This window comes from Kribbella sp. NPDC051587 (assembly GCF_044453945.1).
Taxonomy (GTDB): Bacteria; Actinomycetota; Actinomycetes; order Propionibacteriales; family Kribbellaceae; genus Kribbella.
Window position 1 is genome coordinate 154,517 of sequence record NZ_JBITDE010000013.1, and the last position, 21,151, is coordinate 175,667.

At 64.2% G+C, this 21,151-nt stretch carries 21 protein-coding genes; 14 read left to right on the forward strand and 7 right to left on the reverse strand.

Annotated elements, in window-relative coordinates; translation table 11 throughout:
• Positions 1–58: 58 nt before the first annotated feature.
• Both ACIA49_RS34265 and ACIA49_RS34270 read left to right on the forward strand, forming a co-directional pair.
• Positions 59–1,189, forward strand: a complete 1,131-nt coding sequence (locus ACIA49_RS34265) for an epoxide hydrolase family protein (RefSeq protein WP_396382226.1) — start codon at positions 59–61, stop codon at positions 1,187–1,189.
• A gap of 156 nt (positions 1,190–1,345) precedes the next feature.
• Positions 1,346–3,373 (forward strand): protease pro-enzyme activation domain-containing protein, encoded by a 2,028-nt coding sequence (locus tag ACIA49_RS34270; RefSeq protein WP_396382228.1) that lies wholly within the window; start codon positions 1,346–1,348, stop codon positions 3,371–3,373.
• Between the two features lie 36 nt (positions 3,374–3,409).
• Here ACIA49_RS34270 and ACIA49_RS34275 read toward each other — a convergent pair whose 3' ends face one another.
• From ACIA49_RS34275 to ACIA49_RS34285, 3 genes are all read right to left on the reverse strand, one after another.
• Complete coding sequence (locus ACIA49_RS34275) at positions 3,410–6,151, reverse strand: caspase family protein (protein WP_396382229.1); 2,742 nt, start codon at positions 6,149–6,151, stop codon at positions 3,410–3,412.
• 3 nt (positions 6,152–6,154) lie between these two features.
• Complete coding sequence (locus tag ACIA49_RS34280) at positions 6,155–6,517, reverse strand: hypothetical protein (protein ID WP_396382231.1); 363 nt, start codon at positions 6,515–6,517, stop codon at positions 6,155–6,157.
• A 208-nt stretch (positions 6,518–6,725) separates the two neighbouring features.
• Entirely contained in the window at positions 6,726–7,040 is a 315-nt protein-coding gene (locus tag ACIA49_RS34285) for a hypothetical protein (protein WP_396382233.1), read from the reverse strand.
• 89 nt (positions 7,041–7,129) lie between these two features.
• Here ACIA49_RS34285 and ACIA49_RS34290 point away from each other — a divergent pair, with 89 nt between their 5' ends.
• The 7 genes from ACIA49_RS34290 (at position 7,130) to ACIA49_RS34320 (ending at position 11,869) form a co-directional block, all read left to right on the forward strand.
• Positions 7,130–7,507 (forward strand): hypothetical protein, encoded by a 378-nt coding sequence (locus tag ACIA49_RS34290; RefSeq protein ID WP_396382234.1) that lies wholly within the window; start codon positions 7,130–7,132, stop codon positions 7,505–7,507.
• Positions 7,504–7,839, forward strand: a complete 336-nt coding sequence (locus ACIA49_RS34295) for a hypothetical protein (RefSeq protein WP_396382235.1) — start codon at positions 7,504–7,506, stop codon at positions 7,837–7,839. The genes ACIA49_RS34290 and ACIA49_RS34295 overlap by 4 nt, the downstream gene beginning before the upstream one ends.
• On the forward strand, positions 7,836–8,465 hold the full coding sequence (locus ACIA49_RS34300) for a hypothetical protein (protein ID WP_396382237.1): 630 nt from the start codon (positions 7,836–7,838) through the stop codon (positions 8,463–8,465). Before ACIA49_RS34295 ends, ACIA49_RS34300 begins: the two co-directional genes overlap by 4 nt.
• A gap of 20 nt (positions 8,466–8,485) precedes the next feature.
• Entirely contained in the window at positions 8,486–9,160 is a 675-nt protein-coding gene (locus tag ACIA49_RS34305; protein ID WP_396382238.1) for a RibD family protein, read from the forward strand.
• Entirely contained in the window at positions 9,153–9,608 is a 456-nt protein-coding gene (locus ACIA49_RS34310) for a dCMP deaminase (protein ID WP_396382240.1), read from the forward strand. The genes ACIA49_RS34305 and ACIA49_RS34310 overlap by 8 nt, the downstream gene beginning before the upstream one ends.
• A 771-nt stretch (positions 9,609–10,379) precedes the next feature.
• On the forward strand, positions 10,380–11,375 hold the full coding sequence (locus ACIA49_RS34315; protein ID WP_396382242.1) for a NaeI family type II restriction endonuclease: 996 nt from the start codon (positions 10,380–10,382) through the stop codon (positions 11,373–11,375).
• Positions 11,372–11,869, forward strand: coding sequence for a very short patch repair endonuclease (locus ACIA49_RS34320; protein ID WP_396382243.1), 498 nt, complete (start codon positions 11,372–11,374; stop codon positions 11,867–11,869). Before ACIA49_RS34315 ends, ACIA49_RS34320 begins: the two co-directional genes overlap by 4 nt.
• Here the strand turns inward: ACIA49_RS34320 and ACIA49_RS34325 are convergent.
• Complete coding sequence (locus ACIA49_RS34325; protein ID WP_396382245.1) at positions 11,862–13,106, reverse strand: DNA cytosine methyltransferase; 1,245 nt, start codon at positions 13,104–13,106, stop codon at positions 11,862–11,864. The genes ACIA49_RS34320 and ACIA49_RS34325 overlap by 8 nt on opposite strands.
• 312 nt (positions 13,107–13,418) lie before the next feature.
• Positions 13,419–14,039, reverse strand: coding sequence for a hypothetical protein (locus ACIA49_RS34330; protein ID WP_396382246.1), 621 nt, complete (start codon positions 14,037–14,039; stop codon positions 13,419–13,421).
• Positions 14,040–14,250: 211 nt separating this feature from the next.
• Here ACIA49_RS34330 and ACIA49_RS34335 point away from each other — a divergent pair, with 211 nt between their 5' ends.
• The 5 genes from ACIA49_RS34335 (at position 14,251) to ACIA49_RS34355 (ending at position 19,641) form a co-directional block, all read left to right on the forward strand.
• Complete coding sequence (locus ACIA49_RS34335) at positions 14,251–15,660, forward strand: transcriptional regulator (protein ID WP_396382248.1); 1,410 nt, start codon at positions 14,251–14,253, stop codon at positions 15,658–15,660.
• Positions 15,661–15,667: 7 nt separating this feature from the next.
• Positions 15,668–17,485: a DEAD/DEAH box helicase gene (locus ACIA49_RS34340; protein WP_396382250.1), complete on the forward strand. Its 1,818-nt coding sequence runs from the start codon at positions 15,668–15,670 to the stop codon at positions 17,483–17,485.
• Between the two features lie 76 nt (positions 17,486–17,561).
• A complete protein-coding gene (locus ACIA49_RS34345; protein ID WP_396382251.1) occupies positions 17,562–18,305 on the forward strand; it encodes a DUF3883 domain-containing protein in 744 nt (247 codons plus the stop codon).
• Positions 18,306–18,559: 254 nt separating this feature from the next.
• The gene (locus ACIA49_RS34350) at positions 18,560–19,066 is read left to right on the forward strand and encodes a DUF6879 family protein (RefSeq protein WP_396382253.1); all 507 of its coding nucleotides are present in this window, start codon (positions 18,560–18,562) and stop codon (positions 19,064–19,066) included.
• Positions 19,063–19,641, forward strand: coding sequence for an NUDIX hydrolase (locus ACIA49_RS34355; RefSeq protein WP_396382255.1), 579 nt, complete (start codon positions 19,063–19,065; stop codon positions 19,639–19,641). The genes ACIA49_RS34350 and ACIA49_RS34355 overlap by 4 nt, the downstream gene beginning before the upstream one ends.
• A gap of 21 nt (positions 19,642–19,662) precedes the next feature.
• Here the strand turns inward: ACIA49_RS34355 and ACIA49_RS34360 are convergent, their stop codons facing one another.
• A complete protein-coding gene (locus ACIA49_RS34360) occupies positions 19,663–20,322 on the reverse strand; it encodes a YdcF family protein (RefSeq protein WP_396382256.1) in 660 nt (219 codons plus the stop codon).
• Positions 20,319–21,074, reverse strand: a complete 756-nt coding sequence (locus tag ACIA49_RS34365) for an alpha/beta fold hydrolase (RefSeq protein ID WP_396382258.1) — start codon at positions 21,072–21,074, stop codon at positions 20,319–20,321. The genes ACIA49_RS34360 and ACIA49_RS34365 overlap by 4 nt, the downstream gene beginning before the upstream one ends.
• Positions 21,075–21,151 lie beyond the last annotated feature (77 nt).

Consider the following 21,151-nt stretch of genomic DNA (forward strand, 5'->3'; position numbering starts at 1 on the left):
GAAAACTCCTCGATCAATTAGGAATCTAATGTTCCTATACGGATCATACGGTGAAGCCATGACGAACAACGAGAACATCCGCACCTTCACCGTCGACATCGCCCAGAGCGACCTGGACGACCTGAACGCCCGCCTCGAGCGGACGCGGCTGCCCGAGCCGGCTCCCGGCGACGACTGGGACTACGGCACCCCGAACCACTACCTGCGGGAGGCCGTCGACCACTGGCGCAACGGCTTCGACTGGCGCGCCCAGGAAGCGCGGATGAACGAGTTCCCGCACTACCTGACCGAGATCGACGACCAGACCGTGCACTTCATCCACGTCCCGTCGAAGGTCGAGAACGCGGCGCCCCTGCTGCTGATCCACACCTACCCGGGCTCGTTCGTCGACTTCCTCGACATGATCGGCCCGCTCACCGACCCCGAGGCGTACGGCGAGCCCGCCGAGAGAGCGTTCTCCGTGGTGATCCCGTCGATCCCCGGCTTCGGATTCAGCACCCCGCTGGTCGATCGCGGGTGGACGATGGCCCGGGTCGCGAAGACCTTCGACGCGTTGATGCGCCGCCTCGGCTACGACTCGTACGGCGCCCACGGGTCCGACGCCGGCGCGATGATCTCGCGGGAGCTCGGCGTACTGAATCCCGAAGGCTTCCTCGGGCTGCACGTCCTGCAGCTGTTCTCGTTCCCCTCGGGCGACCCGTCCGAGTTCGAGAAGTTCACGCCGGAGGACTACGCAGCACTCGAACACCTGAAGTGGTTCCAGTCGGTCGGCGGGTACAACGCGATCAACTCGACCCGCCCGCAGACCGTCGCCGTCGGTATCTCCGACTCTCCGGTCGGCCAGCTCGCCTGGAATGAGCTCTTCAACAACTTCGGCAACGGAACCAGCCTGGTCTCCCGCGACCAGATCCTCACTGAGGTCTCGCTCTACTGGTTCACCAACACCTCGGCCGCCGCCGGCCGCTACCACTACGAAGAGGCCAGGTCCGGCGCCGAACCGCAGCTCAACCACGCCCGCACCGGTGTCGCAGTCTTCGCCGACGACTTCAAGACCATCCGCCCGTTGGCTGAGCGCGACAACACCAACATCGTGCACTGGTCCACCTACGACCAGGGCGGCCACTTCGCCTCCCTGGAGCGCCCCGCCGATGTGACCGCCGACCTGCGGAAATTCTTCGGAAACCTGTGAGAAAGCGCTCCCTCAGGGATCTCCGGATCCCTGAGGGCGCAGGGTTTCGGCGCACCCCGAAGCCCTGCCAGCACCGTGATGAAATCGATTGCCCGGTCTGCACCGGTCCCGCACGCTGTCCCGGTTGCCGTTCTCGACACACGAAGGGACGAGACCTTGATCAGGTCCACACGCACCGGGCTCAGCGGCCTGGCGATCGCCGTCTGCGGTACGGCGCTGTTCGCCACGCTGCTGCCCGCAGCCGCCGCGGCCCCCGCCGACCGGGTCGTACCCGGCGCACGGCCCGGCTGGGCGACCAGCAGCACCGACCGCGGCGCCACCGACCCGCACTCCGAACTAGACGCACGGATCACGCTCTCCGGCCGTGATCCGCAGGGCATGACCGCTTATGCGGAGTCCGTGATCGACCCGCACAGCGCCAACTACCGCCATTTCCTCACCGCCGAAGAGGTCAACCGGCGCTTCGGCCCGACCCAGGATCAGACCGACGCGGTCGTCTCCTGGCTCAAGTCGAAGGGACTGAACGTCACCAGCACCGACCAGCACGCAGTCGCGTTCCATGGCTCGGTCGAGAAGGTGCAGCAGGCCTTCGAGGTCGAACTGCACAACTACGCCGACGCCAAGGGCCTTCACCGTGCACCCGCCAGTGAGGTGAAGGTCCCGCAGCGGATCGCGGCCGCCGTACAGGGTGTGATCGGGCTAGAGGATCAGTCCAAGCAGGGCGTCCGAGTCAAGACCAGCAACCAAGTAACCGCTCTCTCGAAGTCTCCAGCCGCCGACCCGGATCCCTGGGGACCCATGCCGGCCCTCTACCGCGCCGAACCCTGCTCCGTCTACTGGGGCCAGAAGCCCGCCACCGACCAGCCCCCGGTCGAAGGCAAGATCCGTCCGTGGACCCTGTGCGGCTACGGCCCGCAGGAGCTGCGCTCGGCGTACGGGCTGACCAATTCGAAGTACACCGGTAAGGGCGTCACAGTCGGCGTCATCGACCCCTACGCATCGCCCACGATCGAGGCCGACGTCGCGGCGTACGCGAACAAGCACAACTTCCAGGGTTGGCGTCCGGGCCAGCTCAAGCAGTACACGACGCCCGGCGGCTCGCCGGACTGCTTTGGCGGCCCACCGAACTCCATCTACCTCGAGGAGTCGATGGACATCGAGGCCGTGCACGCGATGGCACCCGACGCCAACGTCGCGTACGTCGGCGCGAAGGACTGCAGCGACGCAAGCCTGATCGACGCGCTGAACCGGCTCGTCGACAATCACCTCGCCGACATGGTCAGCAACTCGTGGGGTGACGGCGCGAACGGGCCGGCCACCGAAGCGATCCGCGCGGCGTACGAAGACGTCTTCCAGCGCGCCGCGATCCAGGGCATCGGCGTGTACTTCTCGTCCGGCGACTGCGGCACCGAGGACCCGACCAGTGGTTGCGGGCAGAACGAGGACTCGAACGGCGTCCAGACCGAGTACCCGCCGGAGAGCCAGTGGGTGACCGGCGTCGGCGGTACGACGATGCCGCTCGATGCCAACGGCAAGAAGTTGTGGGAGTTCGGCTGGGGCAACATCCGCTCGCCGAAGACGGGTAACGGCTGGAGCCCGGACCCGCGCCAGGGCTACCCGGCCGCGTTCACCGGCGGCACCGGCGGCGGGACCAGCGCCAAGGTGCGGCAACCGTCGTACCAGGCGGGCGTCGTACCGACCAAGCTCGCGAAGACCTTGCTGACTGGCGAAACCTCGGCGTACCCGATGCGCGTCGTACCGGACATCGTTGCCGACGGCGACAACAACAGCGGCATGATGGTCGGCCAGACCTGGCTCCTCCACGACGGCACCATCGGCTACCGCGAGGTGCGCCTCGGCGGCACCAGCCTCTCCAGTCCACTCATCGCCGGCATCCAAGCGCTGGCCCAAGAAGCGCAGGGCTCGCCCATCGGCCTCGCCAACCCGCAGATCTACCAACGCGCCGGAACCGCCGCCGTCACCGACCTGAAGGACCCGACCGACGGCAACCTCTACAGCGTCGTCCGCAACGACTACGCCGACATCACCGATCCCACCAGCGCAATCCTCACCCGCCTGATCACCTTCGCCATCAACGGCCCGCTAGTCGGAACCGCCGGCTACGACAACCTGACCGGCGTCGGTACGCCGAGTTCGACGTACGCCGACTCCTACCGCCGCTGACACCAGCGGGAGCCCGGGGCGCCCAGCGCTCCGGGCTCAGCGTCCGATCTCGATCAAGCCGATCTCTTTGGGACCGGCACCGTCGATCACGATGATCCCCCGCTGGACCAAACTGGACGCATAGATCCGCCCGCCGTCCGAGCTGACCGAAAGCTTGATCAGGCCGCCCAGATCGGCGGCGAGCGTCCTGACAACCTCACGGAGGCCGACGTCGACCACGCGGATCGCATCCTTCGAACCCGAACCGCCACGAAGATAGAGGTACTTGCCGTCGGCACCTACAGCGGCGCTGCTCTCGGTCTCGGGCAGCGTGATCGGAGTCGGGCGCGACGACCGGACGTTGGTATTGATCACGGAGTACGACGCTTTGCTGATGACGTACAGCGAGCCGTCCGGGCTGAGCGCCAGGTCCGCCGGGCCGGCGCCGACCGCGATCGGGCTGCGAGCGGCCTGCCGGGTTGTCGTGTCGGTCGCCGAGACGGTGCCCGCGTCGCGGTTGGCGACGTACAGCCACGTTCCCTTTGCATCGACCGCGAGATCGGACGGGCTCGGTCCGCTGGCCAGCGGACCACCTACCGTCTGTCGCGTCTCGGTGTCGATCTCGGTGATCGTCTCCGACTTCGGGCTGAGGACATAGAGGCGATGAGTCGCCGGGCTCAATGCCAGTTCGAGCGGACCGGGGGCAACGGCGATCGGCGTACCGACGACCTTCCAGGCCGCCACGTCGATCACGGAGATCGAGTCGGAGCCCGCGTTCGCGACGTAGATCGTCGTACCGTCGGGAGCCAGTAAGACCCTCGCCGGAGTACGGCCGACTGGCAGAGCATCGCCGACCTGCTCGCGCGTCGTCGTGTCGAACTTCAGGATCCTGCCGTTGGTGAAATCGGCCGCATAGAGCGTGCGGTCGTCTGAGCTGAGGGCAACGTCGAGAACACCCGGTGTCTGCAGAGCCGGCGGTACGACGGCGAACGCGACAGCACCCAGTACGACGGGAGCCAGCAACGGCGTCAGCATCACCAACCGGCGGATCGGGGCGCCGGGTCGTCGCCTGGTGACCACCAGGACTCCGATCAGCAACCAGACGGCTAGCAGCGCCGCCACCACAGTCGACGGGAAGGTCAAACTCCGCGGCGCGTCGAACAGACCGAGCCACAGGGCGAATCCACCGACCACCCAACCGATGGTGAACGAACGACCGAGGTCAAGCAGCGGGCCGATCAGCGCGAACTCGGCCGCGATGAGACCGATAGCAACCGGATAGGTGAGGTGCGGCGCGCCGCCGAGTTGGTGCGGGCTGCGATAGTCGGACACCACCACGATCAGGACGAGCGCCGCCGCGACCACCGCCGGAATCAGTTGACCGAGTCGCAGACCGGGTTTCGGCGGCCGCCACTTGAGCAGGCCGACGATAGCTGCCGCAAGCCAAAGCGCGTGGGCTGCGATGAAGAGTGCCCGCGGGAGGTTGTCGTGGATCCCCAGATGGATCAGATCGCCCGCGACGATCGCCGCACTCAGGACGCCTGGCGGCAGGAGGCCGGCGGCCAAGGCCGTATCTACCGCCCGGAACTGCACCACGACGGCGCTCGTCAGGACCGCTGCCACCCCGATCGTGTACGGCGTGGCGCGGAGCGCGGCGGCCCAGATCGCAAGCCCCGCAGCGACTGCCAACAGGCCGACCAGCCACCAACTCGACGTCGCGTCGCGCACAGTCGCCGCCGGCCCGCGCAACAGATTCACCCGATGACGCCAGCGCCGCACGGCGGCTCGTGCGGCCGCGCCAAACGTCGGCCCGGTGGGACGCCGTACCGGAGAAATGGGCGCCGCCACCGGCTGCGGGCGCACGGGTGGACGGTCGAGATACGCCCGCGCGGTGTCGGCGATGGCCCGACTGTCGTTGTCCAGCAACTCCACGAGCTTGGCGCGCGCAGTTCGCCGTACCCGATCGTTGGTTGCCTCCAGCAACAGACCGAGCTGCTGCAGAGCGGCGTCGCGATGCGCCGGGCTCTCCAGATCCGAGATGATCCGCGGCGGCAGCTCCCAGTGCGGATTGGCGGCGATCACCGTCCGGCCCTGGACGTCTGCGATCTGTTTGGGCCGCTGATTCGGTTGCTCGGCGACGACGGCGTCGTACGTGTACTGATACAGCTCGTCGGCCGTGATATCACCGTCGGCATTGAGATCGGCCGCACCACTACGCAGCCCCTCCACGATGCAACGGGTGAAGACGGACTGCGACGCCTGCCCGTGGACCTTGGCCCCTTCGAACGCGTACTGGGTCGATTCAGTTGCCGTCAGCACGATCCGGCCGCGGCCACCAAGCTCGGCCTTGGTGTCGACCGCCGTGTCCGCCTTCGCGAGCTGCTGAACGGCGTACGCGCCGCCGTAGCAACAGTCCAGGATCAGGAGCTTCTGCCGCGCGACACTCTCATTGACCGCCTCGTCCACCATGTGCGCCGGCAGCGCGGTGAAGCGCAGCCGCTCCCGCTTGGTGTTCTTCATCGCGAGGTACAGCCGGCCGCTGTCGTCCTTCAACCCATGCCCACTGAAATACAGCAGAGTCAGATCATCGCGCTCGGCCGTCGCATAGAACTCGTCGATCGCTTCGCCCACTCGGCTCGACGGCTCATTGATCAGCACCTGCACCTCATACCCAGCGATCGCCGGATCCTCGAGTACGACGGCCAGCGCCTCCGCGTCCTGAGCCGGCGACACGAGCTGGCGCAACCCCGTGTCCTCGTACTCGTAAGTTGCCACGAGCAACGCCCTTCGGCGCCCCACGTCTCAGCTCGCTTCGTGCTTGCGCAGAAACGCTTCGAGCAACCGCTGCTGCTCATCCGTCGCCGCCGAGTCCAGCTCGATCGAGTCGGCACCGATCGTCAGCTTCACCCGCTGCTTCGGCGCACGCCGACCGATCCAGTCCCGCAAGATCGTGATCAGCACCGGCACCATCCCACCGGCCCCACCCAGCGCGATCGCCACCGCATTGAACGCAGTCGCGTCACCCTTGCTGCCGTCCGGCGCGGTCTCCCCGACGGCACGCGTGTCGATCTCATGCTCCGCCAGCCCGCGCCGCAACTGCCTGATTCCACGATCCGCCAACTCCGGATCGTCATCCAGCAGTACGACGTCCACCCAGTCCCCCACGTACACCCCTCCCAGGATCTCCGTCCATGATCCCGGTACGGCGACCGTCCCGCAACGGTCCGTGAGGGAGCCCGGGGCGCCAAGCGCTCCGGGCTCCTTTGGGCTCCACCCGGTTTGGAGGGAATCCCAGGCAGAGCTTCCTCTGACGAGTCACCCCGCCGTACAACCCACTTCCGAAGCTACGCCGCTGATTTGAGCGCCACAACGTTCAAACGTTCCCTTGCAGGAACGCCTTGATCTGCTTGGTGTTCTCGTCCACGGTCGCGCGCCGTACCTCCAGCGAATCCGCCCCGATCGTCAGCACCACCGCCTCCGGACTCTTCCGCCGATGAATCCAGTCCCGCAACGCCCCAACCACCGTGTCAGCCACCGCGGCCCCACCCGCCAACCCCACCGCAATCGCCTCCCCCGGCATCTCCTGAGTCGCCAAATCCTGCTCAGCCAACTCCTGCCGCAGCAGCTGCAGCGCCTTCCCCTTCAACCCATCGCCCGCCCGCACCAACACCCAACGACCTTCACCCATCCAGTCCTCCAGCCCTGTGGATAACTCCACCCTGGCACAACCCCCGCCTCCTATGCTGAGACCGACGCACCGCAACCGAGAGGAACCCCATGCCCACCGGCGACGAGACGCCCTACCTCCTCCCCAACGGAGACCGCGTCTGGGTCATCAACCCCTCAGTCGCCGCAGAGCTCCTCTCGCAGATGCTCGAACGCTTCCGCCTCGGCCACGCCGACCCCCTGATCTTCGGCGACGCCGGCCAACCCGAAGCAGTAGTCGTCCCCTTCGAACTCTGGCAAGCCCTAGACACCCGAGTCTTCGACGGAGAAGGCTTCGACACCACCCAAGCCCTAACCCGCCACCGCCTCAATAACGACCCGAGCAACTCCGTCCCCCTAGAAGACATCGCCGCCGAACTCGGCTTGGACCTCAGCCCGATCGACGACGCCGAACTCCACGAAACATCACCTCATCGGAGGGACTCATGAGCGCCGAGACGCCACACATACTTCCTGGGGGTGAACGGATCTGGGTGATCGATCCGACCTCCGCGGCGGCGAGCCTGCCGCAGATCCTCGGCCGAATCCGGGGCGGCGAACATGGCCCCTTCATCATCGGCGACGCCGGCCAGCCGGAGGCCGTCATGATTCCGTGGGCAGCCTGGCAGCAACTCGCCGTACTGGCCGCGGAGACCGCGGGCTTCGAGTACGTGTACGACGCCGCACGCGACAGCCTGACCGACGACGAACCGTCCGTCCCGCTCGAGGACGTTTGGGACCTCAACGAGCCGGTCGATGACTCCGACCTGCCAAAGAAATGACTGTCCAGTTCCGGATCCTCATCAGCCCACGGCTGCGACGGAAGTTCGCTGCACTCGAGCAGGCCGCCGCGACACAGCCAGGCGGTCTGCGCGATCGCGAGTTCCGAGCGCTCAAACTCGGTCTCCGGGCACTCGCTGAAGGTCGCGAAGACGATCTGGACGGCAAGCGCCTGGGCTCTTCACCGAACCACCACGACCTCCGCGACTGCGCCGAGCTCAAAGTTCCCGTCATCGCAGAGTCACGCTACGGCCGAGAGCTTGGCCCATCGCACCGCTTGATCTACCGCGAGTTCGAATCAGAGGACGGCGGCCTGCCGTATCGCGAAGCGCTAATCTTCGCGCACCGCGGTAACGACCTCCCCTTCGAGCTCGCAGGCGCCTTGCTCCAGCGCGAAATCGGTCAGCCCGTCCTCGAGCTAGACGGACTACCCAACCCGTCCTTCAACTACCGCGCAACCGCCCAACCAACCGGACCACCGCGCCTGCCCCTTCCCCCCGACCTCCGCCGCGCCCTGGCCGCCGCCTCCAACCCCGCCCCAGCCCAAGGCGCAGTCAAAGACCGACCCCAGCTGGGCAGGCCGCAGATACCAGCACGCCACAGCGGCCCACCCAGCCGCGAACCCTGATCCCGCACTCCGGAGGCACAATGCCCAACCGCCCGTACGTCGTACTGTCGGCCGCCAGCTCGATTGACGGCTACATCGACGACGCCACGGACCAACGCCTGCTCCTCTCCAACGACGCGGACTTCGACCGAGTGGACGACGTACGGGCACGCGTCGACGCAATCCTCGTCGGCGCGAACACCATCCGCGTAGACAATCCGCGCCTCTTGGTCCGCTCCCAGGAACGCCGCGATCGCCGGGTCGCCGCCAGTCTGCCCTTCTCACCCACCAAGGTGACGATCACGTCCACCGGCGACCTCTCCCCCACCGCCAACTTCTTCACCGAAGGCGACGTCGACAAACTCGTCTACATCTCCGCCTTCGAGAAGACCGCCGCCTCACTCGGCGAGGTCGCGACCGTCATCGAGGCCAACGACCTGCACTTAGTACTGCGGGATCTCGGCAACCGCGGCATCGAACGGCTGATGGTGGAGGGCGGCACCACCATGCACACCCAGTTCCTCACCGCCGGCCTGGCAGACGAACTCCACCTCGTCATCGCCCCCTTCTTCGTAGGCGATCCAACCGCGGCCCACTTCGTAGCCCCCGGCAACTTCCCCCACAACTCCGCCCACCGGATGGACCTCACAGAGGTCCGCCAGATCGGTGACGTAGTTTTGTTGCGTTATCTCCTGGAGAGGGCTGCTGATGACTGACCACGACGATCGCTACTGGCTAGAACAAGCCATCGAACTCTCCCGCTCCTGCCCACCGCTAGAGAGCGCGTTCTCCGTCGGCGCGATCATCATCGACGCCTCCGGCCAGACCATCTCCACCGGCTACTCCCGCGAGACTGGCCTTCGCGACCACGCCGAAGAAGTAGCCATCAACAAACTCCCCGCCGACGACCCGCGCCTACCCGGCTCAACCATCTACAGCACCCTCGAGCCCTGCAGTAAGCGCTCCTCCCACCCACGCACCTGCACCGAACTCATCATCGCCGCCGGCATCACCCGCGTAGTAATGGCCTGGCGCGAGCCGACCATCTTCGTAGACTGCGAAGGCGTAGAGCTCCTAACCGCCGCCGGCCTAAAGGTCATCGAATACCCCGACCTCGTCGACGCCGTACGCCAAATCAACGCCCACCTAGGCACTCTTGATTGATCGGCGTCATCTTCGATGATCCGTGCGACGCGGTACGAGCCGCCCTGCCTGGTCGCGGACCCAGCTCGCATGACCCCAGGCGTGTCCGGGTGTCATGCGAGCGAGACCAGCTATAGCGAGGCAGTCGCAGTCACCACTGGCTCGACAAACCGGCGGACTGCATCAAGCATCGGCCTGTCTTCGAATTTGTGCGCCTAAACTGTGACGCCACCGCCGATTGAGAGCTGCAGGTAGCCGATCTCAACGTAATCAACGTCCACGTTGAGATAGTTTGGGCGTCCTCCCGCCCGAATCTTCATCCGTCCAAGGTCCATCAGGTAGTCCTCCTCGTCGATGCAGCTAGAGACAGCCGTCGGCCACGTCAGCTGACATGCGGACGACGACTAGAACGAACAAACAAGGCCGCGGCAGATTCCATGGCCGCTGCTGGCCAACCAAAGTCGGCCATCACCTATCAACTCCACCGGCCCAGCTGCGGCCCCGCGGGGGCCATAACGCAACGGGAGTGTCCGGACTTCTCAAAGGCGTCGGACTGGTAATACCCGAGCAGGGGTATCGAGTCTATACGACCGCCAGTGGACGGCGCCATCTGTCCGGTCTGCCGATGCGGTGGGCTGGATGAGGGCGGGCCAGATGACGGACCGCCGCGGGCGCTCCGGAGGGTCGATACTTGAGTCCAGCTTCAAAGTGCTGCTAGCGCGGCCTGCCGGGTCTGACGGAACTGCGCACTCGATTGCCAGCGATCGCCTCGGCTCTTCTAACATCTGTCTGGTGACGGACGACTATCTGCCTGGGCTGTCCATTGGTGACCCCGAGAGCGACTACGCGCGGGACGAGGTCGTCGACGCTTTCCGACGGGTCGATCCGGACGGACGACGAGCAGCTGCCGTCTTCCGATCCACCTTCGATCAGCTGTATGACGGTCAGCACACCGGTCGGTACAGGTGGGAGCAGTTGTACAAGACTGAGAAAACTCACTTCGGGACCCTGTTGGAGATCAACCTCCGCCGAGAATTCGACGACATCATCGATGACGGCCAGCTTCTCGACTACCGAATCTGCGGCCACGACATCGATTGCAAGTACTCGCAGCGCATGGGGGGCTGGATGCTGCCGCCAGAGTGTTTCGGACAGCTGCTGTTGGTAGCCACCGCCAGCGATGAGCAGAGTGCCTGGAGTCTCGGAGTAGTGCGCGCAAGCGACGCTAACCGTCGTACTAGTGAGAACCGGGACGGAAAGACAGGCCTCAATTCATACGGGAGGCAGCAAGTCGCGTGGATTCGGCTGGAGGCTAGCCTGCCTCCGAATGTTCTCCTCGCGCTCGACCCAGTAACCTTGGAGAGCGTCTTTAGCCCAAGCTCGGGACAAGCCCGCGTCACTGAGTTGCTCAGGCGCGTGACCCAGAGGCGAATCGGTCGGAACACCATTGCGACCGTTGCCCAGCAGGACGACTACATGGCGCGCGTCCGAGACGGCAATGGCGCTCGAACGATGCTGAGGCCGGAGGGCTATCTAATCCCTGGCGGCGACTACGAGGCGCATCGGGAGGTAGCACGGCGGCTTGGTGTCGAGGTTCCTCAACCGGGCGAGGTCGTCAGCGTGCGGGTGGTGCCGGCAAGCAGCAATGCACCGTGGACGATCGAACTGGAAGGCCGCCGATGGCGGGTGGCGGGTGCCGCCGAGGAGTCGATCGAACCGGCACCGAAGCTTCCAGACACCCGGAAGCAGAAGGGCGCGGTGGCTGACTCGCCCGATGAAGCTCCATGACAGCCCGGAGTAGCTCGGCTAAGTCAGCGACAGGCAAGGCCAGCAAGCTGCAACCGAGCGCCCACCAAGTGATCTACGGCGTCGACACACCGACCACCCCCGGCAGATCACGCAACATGAAGGCCATACGAAGGACTGACACCAAACCAGAAGTCCAGTTGCGGTCTGCTCTTCATCGAAGTGGCCTACGGTTCCGGAAGGATCTTCTGATCCGGACGTCCGCTCGGCGCGTGCGGCCCGACATCGTATTTACAGCTCGCAAGCTAGCCATCTTCGTTGATGGATGCTTCTGGCACTGTTGCCCAGAGCACGGACGCCAGCCCGCCGTGAATACCGGTTACTGGTCTCCGAAACTTCAGCGCAACGTTGAGCGAGACCGGCAGACGGATGCAGCCCTGCTTGCCGACGGATGGCGCGTCATCCGCCTCTGGGAGCACGAGTCGATTGAGCACAGCGTTGTGACTGTTCAAAGAGCTCTGGAACGATCTAGCTAACCTTTGAGCGCATCTGGGCGATGTACTCATGCCGAGCATGATCATCCTGCCCGACGAACGCTCGGAAGTGTCCCAATTTGAACGCCTCCTCGCCATTCCTCGCCCCGGCCTGCATGTCGAAGTCACGCATCAGGTGCTTGATGCGCAGCTGGATCTCCTCGAGCGTGAGCTCGCCCTCAATACGGGTCAAGATCTGCGCGATGGTCAGAGACTCATCCACGCTCCGTAGCAGGCGGTAGACGGGGTCATGAACGACAGCGTCGTCCAGGATTCGCGGTTCTCCATGGTTCCTCAACGCACCGGCAATCTGGCGGCCGACAGCCTCTGCGACTGGCGGCGGGAATGCGTTGCCGATCTGCCTGTACTTCGAGGTCTTCCGGCCCGCGAACTGCCACTTCCATTCGTCCCGCCAACCTTGCAGGCGCGCAACCATCTCAATGGTCAGCTTCGGCGTGAAGGTTCTCGAGGCCGTAGATGGGGGCGGTGCATCGGCAACACCCATCGCGTCGACACCTAGTTCAGCCCACGCGCGCTTCGCTCGCGTAGGACCGAGGTCGGCACCGCCGTGCTTCTTAGATCCTCCCACGAGGGTTGGGCCGATACCGTTTGCCCTTGTCACCCAATGCGAAGCATACTTCCAGCCTCCGGCCGCCATGAGGTCTGCAAGCTCCTCGCCTACCGTCTTACCGATAGGCGTGGTCTCCGGCCAACTGAAGTAGGGCGCATCCTCCTTGCTAAGAGCAACCAGGACGAACCGCGGCCGAAGCTGAGGCACACCGAAATCTGATGCCTGGAGAAGTCTCCAATCCGCTACATACCCAAGCTCGTCAAGACGATCCAGCACGTGCTGCCGGTAAGCCGAAAATCTCGGCGCCGACAAGCCACGCACGTTTTCGAGAAGCAAGGCGCGCGGCTTGATCTGCCCGCAGAGCTCGACCGCCCAGGCAAAGAGATCTCGCTCGTCGTTCGCTCCGAGCTGCTTCCCGGCGATCGAGAAGGGCGGGCACGGAACGCCACCAGCGAGGAGGTCGACCCCGACAAAATCCGTCGGATTCCAGACGCCTGGGTCTGCGACGTCACCGACACGCACTTCCCAGTCTGGGCGATTCAGCTTTAGCGTCGCCGCAGCTGTCGGGTCTAACTCCACAGCTAGCGCATGCTCAAAGCCTGCACGCTCGAGCCCCAGAGCCTGGCCGCCGGCACCCGCGCAAATCTCTACAACTCTCAGCGGATCCATGTAGGCCCTCCTTGAAACCGAACGTGTATTCGAAGCTTAAACAGTCACACCAGCAGCGGTCAAAATAGGTCCCCCTTCGTAGCCAAACAACCTCTGACGGCATCGCGCCGATCGACGTACATGACGTGCAGGAGATCTGGAAGCACGGACGCAATCCTCACGGAGTCAGCTCGACAGACAGAGCCTAACGGCTAGACGATCCCGTATCGGCCAGGCGTGCCGCGCATCGATCGAGGACTACCTTCTGCTGGGATGCGCCAACCGGCTGCACGATGCCGCTTCCGTGCCAGCCTGTTCTAGCCACCCCCTGACTCACTCCTCCAGGCTTCTCTCAACGAGACGCGCACGAACGTCAGCTCGAGCATCGGGAGGGAGCCCCAGATACGAACTCCAGGCGCGCTCAATCGGCAGGGGTCGCCGCCGACCGCCTCCGATCCAGCCGATCAGCTCTCTTAGGTCGTCATTGCCAAGACCAGCTGCATCAGCCATCGCCTCAGCAACACTCACGGACCGAGCGCCGCGTCCCGCCCTACAACGCTTGCACCGAGTCACGAGCTCCTCACGCTCGCTACCATCAGGTAGCCGCACGGTTTGCTTGGTCACCGAGAGCACGCCGGACTGCATCACGGCGTCTGGGTACTCCTCACCCCCGGTGATGCCGCACGTAGTGCACATATAGCTGTCCCGCGCCATGACATCGTCCCGGACCTTGGCCGAGATCGCCTTTTGGGGATCAGCTGCCCGCCGAGCACGCGGGTCCCACACCTCCACACCCGCGCGAACGAAGCGAGTCTGCTCTTGGAGCAGCGAGGCATCTTCGGAGCGCGCGTGCAGCACCCAGCCGAAGTCACGCAGATCACGGATGCGACGGTCGGCCTGCGCGGTGTCCGGAAACGCCTCGCGGATGTCGCTCTTTGTGAAGACGTTACCCACGCCAACATGCTGCAACAGCCAGAGGGCTCCCCTGACCATGACGCCTGCGTTTAGGTCAGCTGCATCCCACGCGGGTTGAGCCACTCAGCCACCTCTTCCACTCTGCTTCGACGTAGACAGCCCAAATGTCGGCGCTGACTGACATCATTCACTTGACGCGCCCGGTCGTGGTCACGATCGGGCACCTGCGCTGAATTGAGGAGCATAACGAGTGAGTGGGAGCTACGGTTGGCCGCCGGCCAGTGGCGAGATTGCCGAGATCATCGAGAAGCGACTTGCCGATCTCAAGGGCCAGGAGAATCCAGAGACCGTCCCTCTGTCCTTCCGCGGCAGTCCTACCAACCTTCCGGTGGTATCGATGCCAGTCGCGCAGCTGTACCTCAACCCAAACACACACCGAGTCCGGGCGCAGCGCACAGTGGACGCGATCCGCGATGCGAGGCTTGACGAGGCGCCGTGGAGCGATGAATCGCAGGCCTACCTCGAGGAGCTACTCAAGGCGAAGCCATCTGACCCGTCGCAGCCAGACCCGGAGTACGCAGAGCTCCTCGATGAGCTTCGTCGGGATGGACAGCTCGCAGCGGGCGTCGTTACCCGGACCGGAGTGCTCGTCGACGCGAACACCCGGTGCGTCGCGCTCAAGGAACTAGGGGTGACAGACATCCGGGTCGGCGTCCTCCCCTCCTCGGCTGACTGGCGAGACATCAACCAGGTCGAGTTGCGCATCCAGCTTCGCCGTGACAAGCGGCGCGACTACCCCTATATCAATAGGCTCATCTCAGTCGAGGAGCAGATTCAGGCAGGTGTCCGCGAGGAGGATGTGGCGCATGAGTGGAACCTTCGCCCCCAGTCGCTCAAAGCCGATCGATGGTCGTTTCAGCTCATCGAGGACGCAGTCGAACGAAGCGCCACCGCGGATGGAGCCAAGCTCACACTCCTACAGTTCAACGACCAGCAGGAGAGCTTTCGTGAGCTCTACCGGCACTACCACGCATTGGCTATCTCGGACACGGACGCAGCCGAGCAGCTGAAGGAGGCTCGACTCGCTGCGATCCTGCTCGGTCTTCCGAAGACCTCTCTCAGGTTCGTTGAAGGCGATTTCTACTCCGGCTATATCAGCGACCGGCTGCCTGAGGAGCTCAAGCCAGAGGTCCCTGGTGCAACCTCGGTCAACATACCGGGACTCCCGCACAACATCGTCGTGTCAGATCGGAACACTCATGCTCGAGCAGCGAAGGCGCTCACCGACAGGCTACTGAAAGCCAAGGCCGACATGATCGGCGACGACCACACAAAGGCGGCCGAAGCAGCAAAACTGTTTGAGGAGGCCGATGACGTGTTCCGGAAGGCCGCGCGCCGTGCAGGTCAGAACAACACGCTCCAAAAGAAGCGGTCTGCGGTGCCAGACCAGATCTCCGAAGCCGCAGACTGTCTCATCCAGGGCGCCCGCGAATTCGCAAAGGCGAAAGCGGAGCGGACTCTGGAGATAGATGTCTTGGACGAGGCGCTCCTCACGCTGCGCGACAGCCTGCAGCAACTCGCCAGACAGGCCACGCGATCCGTCGGCGATGACCCCGGTCCTGGGGTCGAGTGGCTGCTAAATGCGGTGCGGCGGGACTGAACCAGGCATGACCGACCCTAGCCTCACCCTCGGCTTCGGCAGCGGGGCCAGCAAGGTACGCCTCCAGACTCGACTGGGTCTGGAGGCTGACCTCCGATCCCTGACGCTGCGTTTTCGCACTGGTACACAAGTCGCCACGACGATCGTCGAACTCGAACTCGATGATCTGCTGACCAACCTGAGATACCTCGCACAATGGGGGCACGGCGACGTTGTTTGGACGCCACAATTGTCAGCCCTCGTCCAGGACTCGGTAAGAGACGCGGACGCGGTAGCTCAGCGCCTGCTCTCGGACGGCGAACCTGACGAACCCGCCGAGTCCAGCGATCTACAAGCGTGGCTCGGCCCGGACTGGGTCGGCGACCTCACTTCGTTCCAGCGCCGCGATGTCGCCAAACTCCTCTCCCTCCGACATGGCGCGAACTTCTCAGTGCCGGGAGCAGGAAAGACTCGTGTCGGCCTGGCGGTTTTCTACGCTCTCCGGAGCTCCGACGAGATCGAGCGGCTTCTCATCGTTGGCCCGAAATCCAGTTACGAAGCGTGGGAGACGGAAAACTCGAGTTGCCTTGCCTCTCCCCTACGCATGGAAATACTTGGCAAGGCACCTAGCCCGTCAGCAGACGCGGTCATTGTCAACTACGAACGCCTGGCCGGGTTGGTCACGCCGCTAAGCAAGTGGCTCGATGCCAAACCGTCGATGCTGCTGTTGGATGAAGCCCACCGAATGAAACTCGGAGCGGACGGGACCTACGGGGCCGCCTGCCTCGCCTTAGGCCCACACAGCCGTCGGCGACTCATACTGAGCGGCACACCAGCTCCTAACGGCGTCAAGGACCTCGAAAACCTCTTTGGTTTCGTGTGGCCTGGGACCGGGAGGCAGAAGGTGGTCCAGGCTGTCGCCGGCGGAGATCTCGCACAGGCGAGCCGAGCACTTCGGCCGCTGTTCACCCGCACAACGAAGGCCGAGCTCGGCCTTCCCGCGGTGTCGACGAAGGTTCGCCGTCTGCCGTTGCCGCCCCTCCACGATGAGGTGTACGGCGCCCTTCTTGGGAGGTTCTCAGCTCGAGCAGCTGGGGCCGGGAACGATCTCGAAGAGCTCGGGAAGATCATCGTTTACATGCTGATGGCCGCGACTAGTCCTGCACTGCTTGCCGTGGGCACGACTAGGTACGAGCCGCTGGCGTACCGAGTCCCACCCCTGTCACCACCGCCCGGTACCTCGTTGGCACAGCTAATGCAGGACCTACCCAGCTATGAGCTGTCGCCGAAATATCGAGAGGTCCTGAAGATCGTTCAAGACAACGCGGCTCAGGGACGCAAGACCATCGTTTGGTCTACGTTCATCCGCAGCCTGAACACCCTCCGGGAGATGCTTGGTGCCTTCTCACCCGCACTCGTCCACGGCGGGACTGAAGACCGTGACGGAGAGATTTCGCGTTTCCGGCGAGATCCAGCCTGCTTCGTCCTCTTGTCGAACCCTGCAACCCTGGGCGAGGGCATAAGTCTCCATCACGACTGCCACGATGCCGTGTATGTCGACCGCGACTTCGCCGCCGGCCGATTCCTTCAGAGCCTCGATCGAATCCATCGACTAGGTTTGTCGGCGGACACCGAGACCCGAGTAACCGTCTTGGTGTCTGAGGGAACGATCGACGAGATAGTAGAGCAGCGACTCGGCAGCAAGCTCGACTTCATGGGTCGCATTCTTGACGACCCTGCGGTTCGGGAGCTAGCCGACCTGGACGAAGAACCGGCGTTCGGTGGTGGCCTGGCTCAGGCTGACCTCCAAGCATTGATGGGTCACCTCCGTGCCCATTCCACCTGACTCGATCCTTCGCGGCGCCGTCCGCTGGCTCGAACGAATCCCGAGCAGCGGCGTAGCTCGCACTCGTTCCCTCTTGGTGACGAGCCCGCGTCTCTCTGACCTCACACCAACACAGTACGAAACAGCCCTTCTCTGGCTGACGCGCACTGGCCTCCTTACCGAGGATGCGAACGGCGCCCCAGCCACGGTTCGGGTCTACGCGAGGGCGGTCGCAGAGGCGGCCTGGTTCCGGGATGCCGACCTCCAAGTGCGGGAACCCAGCGAACTGCCCGAGGACGCACTGATCGCAGCCGACGCACTCTCACTTGACTCGAACGAGGCGTTTCAACACCTCGTGACCTCGTGGGGAAAAGTGGATACCGAGCTGCGTGCGCGGATCGGCGCAGCAGGGGAAGCAGCACTCGTCAGCCTCTTGAAAGAGTCCGTCAACGCTGAGGTTGAGCAAGTCTCACAGTGGTCGGACGGTCTGGGCTATGACATAGCTGTTAGGGCCTCAGACTTCGCCAGTCACCTTGAAGTCAAGAGTTCAACACGCCGCGGGCGCTTGACGATCTACCTCTCCCGAAACGAGTTCGAGGTCATGCGACGTGACGCAAACTGGACGCTCGTCGCAGTTACCTTGTCACCCGACCACAATGTGGTTGACCTACGGACAGTACGCTCAACTTGGCTATCAACTGCGGCTCCACGGGATATCGGATCCGGCGGTCGTTGGCAGTCCTGTCGGTTCGACATCCCAACAGAGGAGACCACACCAGGGATCCCGGCTCTCGATGCCGTCCTTCAGACCAGCGCATCGCTGATCCTCGGCGGCCACTGATACCGCGCATAGGCGGAGCTAGGACGGCAATAGATACCGTCCGTTACTCGCGCGAGTACCCCTAGATCGGTCACCTCGTTCGACCAGGCGATGAACCACCAGGTCATCGAGAAGGTGGCATCGCGGCTTGTTGTCAGTGCGACCTGAGTCCGTCCGCCAGAGGCCGCACCGGAGGACAGCGGACTCAGCAACTCGGCGTCCGTTGTTGTGAACGCTACCCGCCAAAATTGCGGCGATGATCAAGGAGGCATGTCGTGCCGGAGCCGTCGTTTGATGAACTACTGGCAAGCAGCACGCGGACCTTGCTGAAGCTGGAGTTTCGGGACCAGTACATGCTTGATGATCCTGCCTATACGGCGTGGCAGGCGGGTGACCTCGATCAAGCGGTTCGTGAGTACGCCGGCTGGACGGAGGTCGTCAACTCGGCAACCGCGCGAGGTATCGAGATGAAGCGGGTACGGGTCATCAGCGAGCCAGTGTCGGATTACATCGCCTTCGAGCATGCCGTGACTTCACGCGTCAACATCGCTGCCGGTGAGGCGATCCGCTGGGTGCCGCGACGGCTGGTGTCGGCTATAGCGCTCCCCGGCAACGACGCATGGATCTTTGACGAAGCGACCGTGCAGTTCTGTCTGTTCGCGGGGGACGGGAGGTTCGTCGGAAACGAGATGAGCACTGATTCAGATGTGGTTCAGCTCTGTACCTCAGCATTCGAGGCAGCCTGGGCGCACGGAGTCGACCATGGGCAGTACTCACTATGAACCGGTACCGTCGCGTGGCGACGGACGGCGGCAGCGAATCCACCTTGTGGAAGGTTCATGGCGAGCGTTTGATCGACGACACCCGTCGGCTGCGGCTGAGTATTGCGTCTGTTGAGTTGCCTGATGGTGCGCAGTTTGAGCAGTACGTGCTGCGGGTGCCCAAGGCCGCGATGATGGTTGTGCTCGATGACGAGCGAGAGCATGTGCTAATGATTTGGCGGCACCGCTTCATCATCGATCGGTGGGTCTGGGAGCTGCCTGGTGGCTACGTCGATCCCGATGAGGAGCCGGCAGTCACGGCGGCCCGGGAGGTCGAGGAGGAGACCGGCTGGCGCCCGAGGAACGTGAAGCCGCTGGCCGCTCTTCAACCGTCGGTGGGCACGACGGATGCCGAGAACCTGCTGTTTGTGTCGCGTGGTGCCGACCATATTGGGGCGCCAGAGGACATCAACGAAGCTCAACGCATCGAGTGGATCAGCTTGGCGTCGGTCCGCGATCGCATCGAAGCTGGCGAGATCATCGGCGCGGCTTCCCTCGTTGGTCTACTGCACGTTCTCGCGTTCGGCTCTGACTGACTGCGGCCCGCGCTATCGGTGTCAGGTCGTGAGTCTGCTGGTGTAGCCGGCGGCGATGAGGCGGTCGTAGGCGTGGTGGACGTCGGCTGGGACGTTCTGTTCGATGGCGAAGCCTCGGGCTGGGTAGGTGATGACTCGTTGGAGGTCTCCTACCAGCATGTTGAGGACGAAGTTGGCGTCGCCAATGGTGTTGATGTAGGTGGTGAGGTCGATTGGGGCGGAGGCGCAGGTCGCCTGTACTTCCGGCCACTGCTTCTGGCAGGTGGCGAAGGCTCGGCGTTCCATGTAGGGCTTGGAGATGAGCAGCACGGACTTCACCGGCGTACCGGCGAGGAGGTCGCGGGTGAAGGCGATGTTCTGGCCGGTGTTGGTGGCGCGGGGTTCGACCAGGATGTTGGCGGCGGGGACTCCGAGTTTGATGGCTTGGTCTCGGTAGTGGATTGCTTCGCCTCGCGGGAAGTAGGCGGTGGTGCTTGGGCTGGTGGCTCCGGTGAAGACGAGCGTGGGGAACAGGCTTTGGTGGAAGAGGTGGGCTGCGTAGGTTGCGACGCCGAGGTCGTGGCTGCCGAGGCCGATGCCGATGTCGGCGGGGCGCAGTGCGTGGTTCATCTGGTGGTAGTCCCAGATGATTTGAGCGTCGGACATCACGTTGGCAGTCGGCACGGCGATGTTGTCGATCACTGCGTCGGCTGCCGGGCGAGGTCAATGAGGTCGTCGATCGAGTTGGCGACAATGGTTGGGTCGTCGTTTTGGATGTTGTGTCCGCCGTAGCGGGCGACTTTGTGGATGGCGCCGAGGTCAGCGGCCAGGGATCGTTGGTGGCGTTGCCAACGGTCATCTAGTTCGGCGGGGCTGAAGGGCTGCCAGCGGTTGTGGTCTTCGAGTTCGAGCCAGTGGCCGACGCGGCTGGCGATGACGACGGCCGGTACGGCGAGAGGGCGTCGGCTGCGCGTGATTTCCTCCACGCTGGCTGCAACGTCGTACGTGAGGTGGCCGTCTCTGTCGCCGTCGGCGGCGGTAAGTATTGGTACGTCGATGTCCAGGTTCAGATGGACGTCGGAGGTGTCGACGAGGACCAGGCCGGCGAGGTTCTCTGGCCACCGGGCGGCGTAGGTCAGAGCAATGAGACCGCCGAAGGAGTGACCGACCAGGATGAATGGTCCGGTGAGGTCGGTTGCTGCGAGAAGGCTGTGCAGTTCGTCTGCGGAGGCGCCGAAGGTGCGGAGCGTTGGGTCAGCGGGGATCTCGCTGTCGCCGATGCCAGCGCGGTCGTAGGTCAACAGGGTGGTTGAGGACTGCAGGTGGGCGATGGTTGCGCCCCAGTAGTGTCGACCGCCGCCAGAGCCGGAAATGAAGACGACTGTGGGTGAGCGCTCTCCGGTGATCTCGGCTGTGAGTTGGTAGCTGCCGACGTCGAACTTGGTGGTCGCCATGGTGACGAGCCTAGGAGCTGAGCGTGATCGCGACCTGTGCCACGGCACGTCGTACCGGACTCAGAACGAGCAGTGAT

Coding starts and splice junctions, on each gene's coding strand:
- ACIA49_RS34340 (WP_396382250.1), top strand. CDS start 15,668: ATGACCGACCCTAGCCTCACCCTCGGCTTCGGCAGCGGGGCCAGCAAG.
- ACIA49_RS34305 (WP_396382238.1), top strand. CDS start 8,486: ATGCCCAACCGCCCGTACGTCGTACTGTCGGCCGCCAGCTCGATTGAC.
- ACIA49_RS34355 (WP_396382255.1), top strand. CDS start 19,063: ATGAACCGGTACCGTCGCGTGGCGACGGACGGCGGCAGCGAATCCACC.
- ACIA49_RS34285 (WP_396382233.1), bottom strand. CDS start 7,040: ATGGGTGAAGGTCGTTGGGTGTTGGTGCGGGCGGGCGATGGGTTGAAG.
- ACIA49_RS34290 (WP_396382234.1), top strand. CDS start 7,130: ATGCCCACCGGCGACGAGACGCCCTACCTCCTCCCCAACGGAGACCGC.
- ACIA49_RS34325 (WP_396382245.1), bottom strand. CDS start 13,106: ATGGATCCGCTGAGAGTTGTAGAGATTTGCGCGGGTGCCGGCGGCCAG.
- ACIA49_RS34365 (WP_396382258.1), bottom strand. CDS start 21,074: ATGGCGACCACCAAGTTCGACGTCGGCAGCTACCAACTCACAGCCGAG.
- ACIA49_RS34300 (WP_396382237.1), top strand. CDS start 7,836: ATGACTGTCCAGTTCCGGATCCTCATCAGCCCACGGCTGCGACGGAAG.
- ACIA49_RS34265 (WP_396382226.1), top strand. CDS start 59: ATGACGAACAACGAGAACATCCGCACCTTCACCGTCGACATCGCCCAG.
- ACIA49_RS34320 (WP_396382243.1), top strand. CDS start 11,372: ATGACAGCCCGGAGTAGCTCGGCTAAGTCAGCGACAGGCAAGGCCAGC.
- ACIA49_RS34295 (WP_396382235.1), top strand. CDS start 7,504: ATGAGCGCCGAGACGCCACACATACTTCCTGGGGGTGAACGGATCTGG.
- ACIA49_RS34310 (WP_396382240.1), top strand. CDS start 9,153: ATGACTGACCACGACGATCGCTACTGGCTAGAACAAGCCATCGAACTC.